The following is an 11389-nucleotide window of genomic DNA, read 5'->3' as shown; positions in this document are numbered from 1 at the left end:
ATGTGATGCGCTTCTGGTCGCGCCAGTCCGGGATTTGGGTTAAAAAGGGCAGTGGGCTGATGGGTGGTTGCACAACTCCCTATCAGCCCTTTTTCTTGGCCTCAGTCAAGATAAAAGCCTGGCGGGCCGGAAATACATCTGGGTGGCGACGTGGCGGCTGCCGTTTTTCTCGAAGATGCGGCGCATGGCGTGGTTCTCGGCCTCGGTGCCGCCCCCGTGCATGGAGAAGGACTCAGCGGCGCGGGCGAGCAGATGCGCGTGGAGGCGGGTGCCGATGCCCTGACCGCGTGCGCCGGGGTGGGCGCCGATCATATTCAGGTTGGCCCAGCCGGGGCGGGTGCTGGGGCCAAAGGCTCCCAGGGCAATGGGTTGCCTGGAAGTGTTGGGGAGGGCCACCAGCGTCCAGCCCTCGGCCCATTCCCAGTCCGCGTGGCCGAGGGTGCTCATGAGCGCGGCGATGTCGGGCCGCTCGCGCAGCTCTGCGCCCCCCTCCACCGCGTCCGGAACAAGGGGATGAGAGCGGGCCTGAAGGTCGGTTTCGTACATCACGTGTTCGTCTTGCAGCACCCACCCCGCCGCCTCCACCGGGGCGGCGTCCAGCGGCGCGAGGTCGTCCTGAAGCACCAGCTCACGCCCTGGTTCGGCGCGGTCGCGCAGGGCCAGGGCCAGGGCGGTGACCCCCTCTGGGGCCACGTCCGGGCGAAAGCGGGGAAAGACGGGAACCTGTGGGGCGGCCGAGATCAGGGCCGTTCCTTCTACGCCCCGCTCGGAGCGCAGGATCAGCACATTTTCCAGCCGAACCCGGCCCGATGCGATGTTCTCGCGCAGAATGGGCAGGCGTCTCGCCACGTCTACCGGGTCAGGGTGCAGCGCAAAAAAGTCGGTCAGGGTGCCCAGCGTGGGCGTTTCAATCGTGTACGTGTTCAAGGGGGTGACCTCGGTCGGTGGGTCACCGGGAAGGCGTCGGCGCTGAATCAGAGACGGCTCGCGGTGACCTGGGGGTGGGCGAACGGGACAGCGTGGATGGCAGGGGCAGTTCGCATCATGAGAGACCTCCAGGGGCACAGCAAGAATGCGGGCAGCCTACACGAGGGCGACCATCCCCTCCCGCTGATGTGCCGCGAACAGGCCAATCGGCTTAACCCGGACGTCACGGCCCCGGCGCACCTCCGGGTCACGGGCGAGGGGCGAGAGACGCTCGGCCACCCGGCGGGAGGCGTTTAGAGCCGCCTCGACGCCGCCACGAGGAACCCTCATCCGCGTTTTCATGGTGGTCCCAACCCTATCCAATCTGGGTCAGCCACAGTGCCCGGTACCCCTCCAGCCGCAGGGTCGGGCGCTCCAGGTGCAGACGGCTCCCGGTCAGGGCGTCGACCGCCTCCGCCCCCAGCGCCCCCCGCAGCTCGTAGGCGGGCAGCACGACCTCCTGCTCGCTGAAGTTGTAGACCTGCACCATCACGCCGAGGGGATGGTCGCGCCGCAGCAGCAGCACCCGCCCGTCGGGGCTGGGCAGCGGCCAGCTCTCGACGCTGGCGTGCAGGTGGGGCAGGCCCCGGCGCACCCGCAAGAGGTGCCGCAGCCCCGCGTTCACCCGGCCCGCCGGGGTGTGCGGCTCGCTGGATACCCGCCCGGCCAGGTCCCAGTCCATGCGGGGGCGGTGCACCCAGCGGTTGTCGGCGGCGTGTTCGGGCACATCCGCGAACTCGTAGTCGTTGAGCAGCGCGAGTTCGTCCCCCATGTACAGCAGCGGCACCCCGCCGAAGCCCAGGATGACCGCGTGCAGCAGCAGCAAGCGGCGCACCGCGTCGTCGATGCGGCCCGCGTCCCCGACCTCCAGCGCCGCCTCCAGCCCGGCGAGGCTCGCCGCCGTGCCGCTGATGCGGCGGTCTCCGGTCTGCGGGTTGTGCTGAAAGACGAGTCCCCGCGCAAAGGACCCCGGAAACTCGCCGCTGTAGAAGTCCGAGAGAAAGTGGCGGTGCGCCGCCCCCGACAGCCCGGCGCGGGCGGCGTCCTCGTCGGCAATCGCCCAGCCAATATCGTCGTGACAGCGCACGTACACGCCCCAGGTCGTGCTCGTGGGCTTGGGGGAAAAGGCCCACAGCGCCTCCGCGAAGAGGCGGGTATCGCGGCTCGCCAGGCTGCTCCAGAGCTGCACCATCAGGCTGTTGTGGTAGGCCATATCCGACACGCGCCCGGCGTGCGCCCCGCGCCCCAGGTACCCCAGCAGCTCGCGGGGCGAGACGATGGCCTCGGCCTTGAACGCGACCGCCGGGGCCACCACCCGCGCCGCCGCCCGCAGCGCCCGCGTGAGGAGGTGGACCTCCGGCTGGTTCTGGCAGTCGGTGCCGAGCCGCTTCCACAGGAAGGCGATGGCGTCCAGCCGAAAGACCTCCACCCCCCGGTTGGCGAGGAACAGGATGAGGTCCACGAACTCCAGGAACACGTCCGGATTGCCCCAGTTCAGGTCCCACTGGTAGGCGTTGAAGGTGGTCCAGACCCAGCCTCCTGCCCCCTCGTCGTAAGAGAAGTTGCCGGGCGCGAAGTCGGGAAAGACTTCGGGGAGGGTGCGCTCGTAGAGGTCGGGCAGGGTGCGGTCGGGGGAGATGTGGAAGTAGGCGCGGTACTTTTCCTCGCCCGCCCGCGCCCGCTCGGCCCACTCGTGCTCGCGGGCGACGTGATTGAGCACCAGGTCGAGCACCAGGCTGATGCCCCGGCCCCGCAGCCCCCGCGCCAGGGCCGCGAGGTCGTCCATCGTGCCCAGGTCGGGCCGCACCGCCCGGTAGTCGGCGACCGCGTAGCCGCCGTCGTTCTCGCCCTCGCGGGGCCTGAGCAGCGGCATCAGGTGCAGGTAGCGAATGCCCAGGCCCTCCAGGTAGTCCAGCCGCTCGCCCACCCCCGCCAATGTTCCGGCAAAGCGGTCGGCGTAGGCCACGTACCCCACCATCTCCGGCCCTTGCAGCCAGTCGGGTCGCAGCAGCCGGGCCTCGTCCAGGCGGCGCAGGTCGGCGGGGCGCTCGCGAAAGTTCCGCGCCAGCACCTCCAGCAGCCGCGCCGGGAGGTCGCCCAGGTCATTGCCGTACACCGCCCGCAGGCTCTCCAGGAGGTCCGGGCCGTAGCGCTCCAGCCGCAGCTCAAAGGTCTGCGCGTCGCGTTCGTCGGGGAGGGCGGCGGGGGACAGCGGGGGAAAGCTGGGGGCAGGCACGCCTCCCAGGATAGGGGCAGAATGGAACCGATTCCAGCGGGGTGGCCAAAAGGGGGGTGAAGTCTCCCCCACCGCCCCAGCACCAGCGCCGCTTACTGCACGGCGCTGCGTTCGACGTTCAGGTACACCGCCACGTCGTCCATGCTCTCGACCTGCGAGAGGGGCACGTAGTGGTGCTGTCCGTCGGGGCTGTCCTTGCGGGTCAGCTTGAGGCGGTCACCCTCCACATGGTCGACGGTGCCGACGTGCTCGCCGCTCACGTCCTTGACCTGAAGGTGCTCGCCCTCACGCTGGAGGCGCTCGCGCAGGTCTTGCTCGATGCGGCGGGTGATTTCTCCGGCGTCGTTCTGGGTCATGGGGCCAGCGTAGGCCGCCCCTTCAGAGAGGTAGATGAAAGGACCGTGGAGGGCGAGCGGGCGAACGTTGGGCGAACCGTCCTGGCATGCCCCCCCTGCGGCCTACGCCCCAGCCGACTATGCTGTCGGGCGATGACGAAAGACGGCGGCGGCAAGCAGGGCAAACAGGACAAGAAGGCGCAGCAGTACGGGGTGACGCCCCAGAGCGTGGATTTCAACGACTGGTACAACGAAGTCGTCAAGAAGGCGGACCTCGCCGACAACTCTCCGGTCGCGGGCGCGATGGTCGTGCGGCCCTACGGCACGGCCCTCTGGGAAAACATCGTGCGCTGGCTCGACGACCGCTTCAAGGCGACCGGGCACGAGTCCCTCATCTTCCCGACGCTGATTCCGATGGGCTTTATCACCAAGGAAGCCGACCACGTCGAGGGTTTCGCGCCAGAGCTGTTCACGGTGAGCCGCATCGGGACCGAGGAACTCGCCGAACCCTACGTGATGCGCCCCACGTCGGAAACCATCATCGGGCACATGTGGGCCGGGTGGCTGAACTCGTACCGCGACCTGCCCTTCCTCCACTACCAGTGGGGCAGTGTGTTCCGCGCCGAGCTGCGGACAAAGGCCTTTTTGCGAACAAGCGAGTTCTTCTGGCACGAGGGCCACACCGCCCATGCGACTGAGGAAGAGGCCCGCGCCGAGGTCCGTCAGCAGCTCGACCTCTACCACGAGTTCTGCCGCGACGTGCTCGCGCTGCCCGTCGTGCGCGGCGAGAAGACGGCCTCCGAGCGATTCGCCGGGGCGGTCGCCACCTACTCCATCGAGGGGATGATGCGCGACGGCAAGGCGCTGCAATCGGGCACTTCGCACTACCTGGGCCAGAACTTCAGCAAAGCCTTTGACGTGAAGTTCCAGACCCGCGAGCAAAAAGAAGAGTACGCCCACACGACGAGCTGGGCCATCTCCAGCCGGATTATCGGGGCCATCATCATGACGCACGGCGACGACTTCGGGCTGATGATGCCGCCCCGCATCGCGCCGGTTCAGGTCATCGTGATTCCGGTGGGTCGCAAGGAAAACTTTGACCAGATGGTGGAGGAAGGCGAGCGCCTCGCCGCCGAACTGCGGGCGCAGGGCCTGCGGGTCAGGGTGGACAAGCGCGACGGCGTGACGAACGGCTTTAAGTACAACGACTGGGAACTCAAGGGCGTGCCCGTGCGGGTCGAACTCGGCCCGCGTGACCTGGAAGCGGGCGTGGTCGTCGTCAAGAACCGCAACAGTGAGGACAAGGAGACGCTGCCCCGCGCCGAGGCTGTCTCTGGCATGAGCGCCCGCCTGGACGCCATCCACAACTGGTTGCTGACCCGCGCGACCGACTTCATGCTCGCCCGCACCGTGAAGGCCGACGATTACGGGGCGTTTCGGCAGGCCATCGAGGACGGAAACTGGGTCCGGGCACACCACTGCGGGGACGCCGGGTGCGAGGCCGCCATCAAGGAGGACACCAAGGCGACTGCCCGCAACGTCCCCCTGGACGACGCCGAGTTCTTTGCGGAGAAGGAAGAAGGCCCCTGCGTGCGCTGCGGGCAGCCGGGCGCGTACGGCAAGCGGGTGATTTTCGGGCGGCAGTACTGAGGGAGGGGTCGGGGGCCGTTCACCCTCGTCAACGGCCCCTTTCACCCCGCCGGACACTGGCCTAGGCTGCCGCCATGCCCATCCGTCCCTACGCCCCGGAGGACCGCGCCGCTTGCCTCGCCCTCTTTGACTCGAACGTGCCCAACTTCTTCGCCCCGCACGAGCGGGCGGAGTTTGAAACGTGGCTTCAGGACCCCGGCGAGTATTTCGTGCTGGAAGACGGTGGGCAGGTCGTCGCGTGCGGGGGCGTGTGGCTCGGCCCGGAGGACAGAGGGCGTCCAGCGGGCCTGAGCTGGGGCATGGTGGCGCGGAACGCCCAGCGCCGGGGGTACGGCTCGCAGCTCCTGCGCTTCCGGCTGGAGCGGCTGCGGGCGCTGGGAGCGCGGGAGGTCCACCTCGACACGTCACAGCACAGCGCTCCCTTTTTCGCCCGCTTCGGCTTCCGGGAAGTGCGGCGGGTGCCCGGCGGCTACGGGCCGGGGCTGGACCGGGTGGACATGATGGCGCGGCTGGGGGGGGCCGGGTGACCCACGCCCCCCGGCGGGTGCCCCCCGCGGCGGTGCGGCTGGGAGTGGCCGCCCTGCTGGGGGTGACGGCGGCGGCGCTGGTGCCCGGCGGGGGCGGGTGGCCTCCCGTCGCCCGGACGCTGCTGGGCTGGGACGTGCTGTGCCTCGCCGTGCTGCTGGGGGTGTGGCCCGTGCTGCTCAAGGCCGGTCCGGCGCGCACCCGGCGGCTCGCTACCCGCGAGGACGACACCCGCACCCTCGCTCGGCTGGTCACGGTCGCGGCGGCCCTCGTCAGTCTGCTGGGAGTGGGCCTGGCCCTGTGGACCGCCCACCAGCGCCCTGTCTGGGAGCTGCCGCTGACCGCGCTCGCCGCCCTCACGACCGTGCTGTCGTGGCTGCTGCTGCACACCGAATATGCCCTGCATTACGCCCGGCTCTATTACGAGACGGGGGGCGGCGTGGCCTTCCTGGAGGGCGGCGGCACCCTTCCAGACCCCGACTACCGCGACTTCCTGTACCTGAGTTTCACCATCGGGATGACCTACCAGGTCAGCGACAACAACCTCACGTCGCGCCCGATGCGGCGGCTGTTGCTGGGGCACGCCCTCGTATCGTACCTGTTTGGGACGGTGGTCGTGGCCCTCACGGTGGGCGGAGTGGCGGGCCTGCTGGGGTAGCCCCTTTCTCTAGGCCCCTTTTCTCCGCTACACTGCCCCCCATGATTCGCTCTGCGCTCGCCCGCCGGGGACGCCTCGCCTAGCCCCTCTGGCTCGTGCGTGCGTCCCCGGCTACCCAGGCCGGGGCGATTTTTTGAGTCCCACGAGGAGCTTCCCCATGACGACCGAACCCACCCACAAACCCGACCTGCAAGAACCCCGCGCCGAGCGCTATAACCCCCACGCCCTAGAGCCGAAGTGGCAGGAACGGTGGGAGCAAAGCGGCCTGTACACCTTCCGCGAGGACTCCAGCAAGCCCAAGCATTACGCCTTGACGATGTTCCCTTACCCTTCCGGGAACCTGCACATCGGGCACTGGTACGCCAACGTCGCGCCCGACGCGCACGCCCGCTGGATGCGGATGCGCGGGTACAACGTGCTGTTTCCGATGGGCTTCGACGCTTTTGGACTGCCCGCCGAGAACGCGGCCATCAAGCATGGGCGCGACCCGGCGCAGTGGACGTATTCGAACATCGAGCACATGACCGGGCAGTTCCGGCGCATGGGCACCATGATTGACTGGAGCCGCTCCTTTGCCACCTGCGACCCGGAGTACTACCGCTGGAACCAGTGGTTTTTCACCGAGTTCTTCCGCCGGGGGCTGGCCTACAAAAAGGGCGGGCTGGTGAACTGGTGCCCCAAAGACCAGACCGTGCTGGCGAACGAGCAGGTCGTCGACGGCGCCTGCGAGCGCTGCGGCACCCCGGTCGAGCGGCGCAACCTGAACCAGTGGTACCTGAAAATCACCGACTACGCCGAGGAGCTGCTGGACTTTTCCGGCACCGACATGCCGGAGCGCGTGCGGGTCATGCAGACCAACTGGATTGGCAAGTCGGTGGGCGCGGAGGTGACCTTTCCCACCCCCGCCGGGCCGGAAACCGTCTTTACCACCCGTCCCGACACTCTGATGGGCGCAACCTTCCTGGTGCTGGCCCCGGAGCATCCCAAGGTGGAGGCGCTGACCACCCCGGAGCAGGCGGAGGCCGTGCGCGCCTACGTCGAGGCGGCGGGCCGCAAGACCGACGTGGAGCGCCAGCAGGAGGGCGAGAAAACCGGGGTCTTTACCGGCAGCTTCGCCACCCATCCCCTGAGCGGCGAACCGCTGCCCATTTGGATTGCGGATTACGTGCTGGCGACCTACGGCACGGGGTCCATCATGGCCGTGCCCGCCCACGACGAGCGCGACTTCGCCTTCGCGCAGAAGTTCGGGCTGCCCATCCGCGAGGTCATCCGGCCCCAGGGTGGGGAGGGCATGGGCGACCCGCCCGAAGCGGCCTACACGGGCGAGGGCCTGATTGTGAACTCCGGCGAGTTTGACGGCCTGCCGGGGGGCAAGGAGAGCATCGGCCCCATCACCGAGCGGCTGGAGGCACTGGGGGTAGCGCGGGCCAAGACGACCTACCGCCTGCGCGATTGGCTGGTCTCGCGCCAGCGCTACTGGGGCACGCCCATTCCCATCGTGTACTGCGCCGAGCACGGAGCGCAGCCCGTCCCGGCGCAGGAGTTGCCCGTCCGCCTGCCCCAGAACGTCGAGTTCACGCCCACCGGCCAGAGCCCGCTGAAACTGGACCGGGAATGGACGGCCACCACCTGTCCGGTGTGCGGCGGCCCCGCCGAGCGCGACACGGACACGATGGACACCTTTGTCGATTCGAGCTGGTACATGTACCGCTACCTGTCCCCGCACGACGACCAACATCCCTTTGACCCCGCGAAGGCCGACCTGCTGCCCGTTGACCTGTATACGGGCGGCATCGAGCACGCGATTTTGCACCTGCTGTACTCGCGCTTTTGGACCAAGGCGATGCGTGACCTGGGCCTGACCACCCAGAATGAGCCTTTTCGGTGGCTGCGCAACCAGGGCATGATTCTGGGCGAGGACGGCGAGAAGATGAGCAAGAGCCGGGGCAACGTCGTGGACCCCGACGACCTGGTGCGCGAGTACGGCGCGGACACCGTGCGGACTTACCTGATGTTCATCGCCCCCTGGGAACTGGGCGGCCCCTGGGACCCGCAGGGCATCAACGGCCCCGCGAAGTGGCTGGGCCGCGTCTGGACCCTGTACTTCGGCGAGAAGACCGTCGGCCCAGAAGAGACCTTGACCGAAGGCGACCTGCGCTACGCCGTCCACTCCACTCTGAAAAAGGTGACGGGCGACTTTGGCCGCCTGAGCTTTAACACCATCATCGCTTCGCTGATGGAGCTGACCAACACGCTGGTGAAGGCCAAGCGCTCGCCCGCCTTCGGCACCCCCGCTTGGGAAGAGGCGCTGGACATCTTTAACCGGATGCTGGCCCCGGTCGTGCCCCACATCGCCGAAGAAATCTGGCAGGAGCGCGGCGGAACGGAGAGCGTGCACGTTCAGGCCTGGCCAGAGGTGGACGAAGCCGCCGCCACCCGCGACACCGTGACCATTGGCGTGCAGGTGAGCGGCAAAGTGCGCGGCCAGGTCGAGATTTCCAAGGCCGCCTCCCAAGAAGAAGCCCTGGCCGCCGCCCGCGCCAATCCCGACGTGGCCCGCTTCCTGGAGGGCAAAACGACGGTCAAGGAGATTTACGTTCCGGGGCGGATTATCAATATTGTGGTGAAGTAGAGGGCAGGGCCTTCCGCTCAAAGTCCCACCCGTGCCCTGCGGCGGGGTGGGACTTTGAGCGGCCTGGGGCGTTCGTGGTCAGTGCTTGCCCGTATTTGGCCCGATGTCTGGGATGTTCGGGGTGCCGCTGGCGGTGCCCTGAACTCGCTTTTGAACCGCGTCGTCAGAGGGGTGGGCACCCGGCTCTTGCCGCGCTCCCCGGCGGGGGCCAGCGTTCAGCTCGGCAGCTTCCTGGTCGCTGAGGTCCGCCGTGGTGTCGGGCTGAAACTTCTCCGTCTGGGTGCTGCTTTGGTCGTTGTCGTCGCGGGTCATGCGGGCACCTCCGGGGATGGACTTGTCAGACATCATAGGGGACAGCTCCGGGTCCTGACCTCCCGCAAAAGCTGCGGATTGCCCGGCGGCGTGCTCACTCCTGCCGCAGCCCAATGCCTCCCACCGACCTCACGCGGCTCCGCCAGACAACCGCTTGCGCCTACGGCGGGTGCAGGGAACCAGGGAGGATACCGGACGGGGAAGCGTCAGCAGGGGCCGTTCGGCTGCAGGAGTGAGGGCCTTGGCCAAGGCCTCATGCAGCAGGCGGACCTGTTCCGCGTTGGCCTGGGCGTGGGCGTCATCGGTCATGAGGAGTATGGTGACACGTCCCGCAAGGGTGAGGGGACGCATTTGCTGGGGGACAGCTCAGCGGTGTGCAGCCCAGAAGGCGTCTAGCGCCGCCCGCACCTGCGGCAGCTTCTCGAAGTGCGGCAGGCCGTCGGTGCCTTCAATCCGCACCGCGCTGACGCCGGGCTGCGCCGTGAATAGCGGCAGGCGGTCAAAGCTGACAAAGGCGTCGCGGTCGTACAGCACAGTCACGGGAATCCGCAGCTTGCTGTAGAGGTCGCGGTAGGCGTCGGGCGTGAAGAGCTGACCGCTGATGAAGTACAGGGGGGCGTTCTTGGCCCCCGGCTGCCGGGTCGTCTCCAGGGCGTAGGTGATTAACCCCTCATTCACGGGACCTCGGAAGGAGCGGCTGAGAAAGTATTCGATGCTGGGCCGGGTCCGCAGCAGGGCGTACAGGGGCGTGCCCACCGCATTCAGGGTGCGGTAGAGGCGGGTGCCGCCGTCGCGCTCGCTCGCCTGCTGGGTGCCCCCCCGCGGCTCGCCCAGCCCGCTGGGGCTGATGAGGGCCAGGGTGCGAATGCGCGGCTCGGCGAGGGCTGCCCGCGCCGCGAACTCGCTTCCCAGGCTGAGGGACACCACATCCACCTCCGTCCCCAGTTCGGCGACCAGCGCGGTCAGGGCCTGGGCCATCAGCTCCGGCGTATAACGCACGTCGGGGCGGTCGCTGCTCCCGAAGCCGGGCCATTCCAGCGCGTAGAGGGGCCGCGTGCCCGCGTAGGCGTCCCACAGCGGCTTCATCTCGTAAGCGCTTGCCGCCGCGTTCACCGAATGGGTCAGAACGAGGGGTCGCCCACTGCCCCGCAGGTCGGCGTAGTAGGCCACCCGCCCGAAGCCCGGCAGGGTCAGGAACCGCCGCTCGCCGGAGACGGCGGGGCTGAGCGTGGGGGACAGGGCCGCTGGAGTCCGCGTGGCCTGAGCGGCGGCGGCGGCACCCAGCAGGGTGGCTGCGATGAGGACGAGGGTCAGAGGACGAGGCAACTTGCTCATCGTTCCATCCTGACCGACCGGAAGGAGATTTCTGTCACCGGGCAACCCAAGATTTGCATTGCCCTCATATTCCCTCAAGAGGAAGTCACCCCCACATCAGTTTGGGCAGGCAGAGTGAGAGGCATGAAGAAGATGCTGCTGGGAGTGGTGGGCCTAAGCGCGGTGCTGGCGAGTTGTGGCGTCGGCGGGGCACCGGATGGCAGTGGGAGCGGACGGGTCAGCGAGGTGCGGACGGAATATCGCCTCGCTTCGGGCCAGTTTGTCGCCTGCGACAACGTGAACAACATGACCGCCACGACGCAGGTGTCGGTGTACTTCAGCGTGGCCGGAAACGTTCAGACGGTGGATGTGGGCCTGCGCGGGAACACAACGTCGCAGTACGACAACAACTACCGCACCACGGTGACGGGTCAGCAGCTCGCCGCCATTGGGAACGGCAGCTACCGCCTGACCTTTACGGCGAACCCAGCATCGGGCTTCCTGCCCCAGTCCATCACTGTTAATCCGGTGCGGGCCAAGGTGAAGCTGGTCAGCGCCAGCAACAAGGCGGGCAGCTTCCACGCCGCCCTGGCCGTGAATACGGGCACCGCCAACTACAGCTTCAACAGCCGGTTTATTCCCAATGGCAATGTCGACGTTTACACGACGTGTACGGTCTTGAGCACCACCAACGAGGACGTGTAGGTTCTTCTGACATCTTTCAGTTTTAGAAAAGCACGTCCAGCACGGCTTCCTCCCTC

General features: G+C 68.0%; 11 protein-coding genes. 5 read left to right on the top strand and 6 right to left on the bottom strand.

The features are described from left to right. Nucleotides 1–105 precede the first annotated feature (105 nt). The 4 genes from H565_RS0108655 to H565_RS0108640 all read right to left on the bottom strand — a co-directional run bounded on the left by H565_RS0108655 (nucleotide 106) and on the right by H565_RS0108640 (nucleotide 3558). Nucleotides 106–927 carry a GNAT family N-acetyltransferase gene (locus tag H565_RS0108655; RefSeq protein ID WP_027460688.1) on the bottom strand — a complete coding sequence of 274 codons (822 nt, stop codon included), beginning with the start codon at nucleotides 925–927 and terminating at the stop codon, nucleotides 106–108. Between the two features lie 156 nt (nucleotides 928–1083). After that, nucleotides 1084–1257 (bottom strand): hypothetical protein, encoded by a 174-nt coding sequence (locus H565_RS16390; protein ID WP_157468940.1) that lies wholly within the window; start codon nucleotides 1255–1257, stop codon nucleotides 1084–1086. 25 nt (nucleotides 1258–1282) lie between these two features. Then, nucleotides 1283–3202 (bottom strand): alpha-amylase family protein, encoded by a 1920-nt coding sequence (locus H565_RS0108645; protein ID WP_084542932.1) that lies wholly within the window; start codon nucleotides 3200–3202, stop codon nucleotides 1283–1285. 92 nt (nucleotides 3203–3294) lie between these two features. Further along, on the bottom strand, nucleotides 3295–3558 hold the full coding sequence (locus tag H565_RS0108640) for a DUF2171 domain-containing protein (RefSeq protein WP_027460686.1): 264 nt from the start codon (nucleotides 3556–3558) through the stop codon (nucleotides 3295–3297). A gap of 132 nt (nucleotides 3559–3690) precedes the next feature. Between H565_RS0108640 and proS the strand changes: the two genes are divergently transcribed. From proS to leuS, 4 genes are all read left to right on the top strand, one after another. After that, nucleotides 3691–5187, top strand: coding sequence for a proline--tRNA ligase (gene proS, locus H565_RS0108635; RefSeq protein ID WP_027460685.1), 1497 nt, complete (start codon nucleotides 3691–3693; stop codon nucleotides 5185–5187). 74 nt (nucleotides 5188–5261) lie between these two features. Further along, complete coding sequence (locus H565_RS0108630; protein ID WP_027460684.1) at nucleotides 5262–5714, top strand: GNAT family N-acetyltransferase; 453 nt, start codon at nucleotides 5262–5264, stop codon at nucleotides 5712–5714. Beyond that, nucleotides 5711–6370 (top strand): DUF1345 domain-containing protein, encoded by a 660-nt coding sequence (locus H565_RS0108625; RefSeq protein ID WP_027460683.1) that lies wholly within the window; start codon nucleotides 5711–5713, stop codon nucleotides 6368–6370. Before H565_RS0108630 ends, H565_RS0108625 begins: the two co-directional genes overlap by 4 nt. 157 nt (nucleotides 6371–6527) lie before the next feature. Continuing rightward, nucleotides 6528–9002: a leucine--tRNA ligase gene (leuS, locus tag H565_RS0108620; RefSeq protein WP_027460682.1), complete on the top strand. Its 2475-nt coding sequence runs from the start codon at nucleotides 6528–6530 to the stop codon at nucleotides 9000–9002. 78 nt (nucleotides 9003–9080) lie between these two features. Here leuS and H565_RS0108615 read toward each other — a convergent pair whose 3' ends face one another. Together H565_RS0108615 and H565_RS0108610 are read right to left on the bottom strand one after the other, a co-directional pair. Further along, complete coding sequence (locus tag H565_RS0108615) at nucleotides 9081–9314, bottom strand: hypothetical protein (RefSeq protein ID WP_027460681.1); 234 nt, start codon at nucleotides 9312–9314, stop codon at nucleotides 9081–9083. 366 nt (nucleotides 9315–9680) lie between these two features. Next, a complete protein-coding gene (locus tag H565_RS0108610) occupies nucleotides 9681–10649 on the bottom strand; it encodes an alpha/beta fold hydrolase (protein WP_027460680.1) in 969 nt (322 codons plus the stop codon). A 123-nt stretch (nucleotides 10650–10772) separates the two neighbouring features. Between H565_RS0108610 and H565_RS0108605 the strand changes: the two genes are divergently transcribed. Then, on the top strand, nucleotides 10773–11333 hold the full coding sequence (locus tag H565_RS0108605) for a hypothetical protein (protein ID WP_245576197.1): 561 nt from the start codon (nucleotides 10773–10775) through the stop codon (nucleotides 11331–11333). The last annotated feature ends 56 nt before the right edge of the window (nucleotides 11334–11389 follow it).

The organism is Deinococcus murrayi DSM 11303 (assembly GCF_000482805.1).
Classification (GTDB): domain Bacteria; phylum Deinococcota; class Deinococci; order Deinococcales; family Deinococcaceae; genus Deinococcus; species Deinococcus murrayi.
This window is presented reverse-complemented; position numbering and strand designations above follow the sequence as displayed.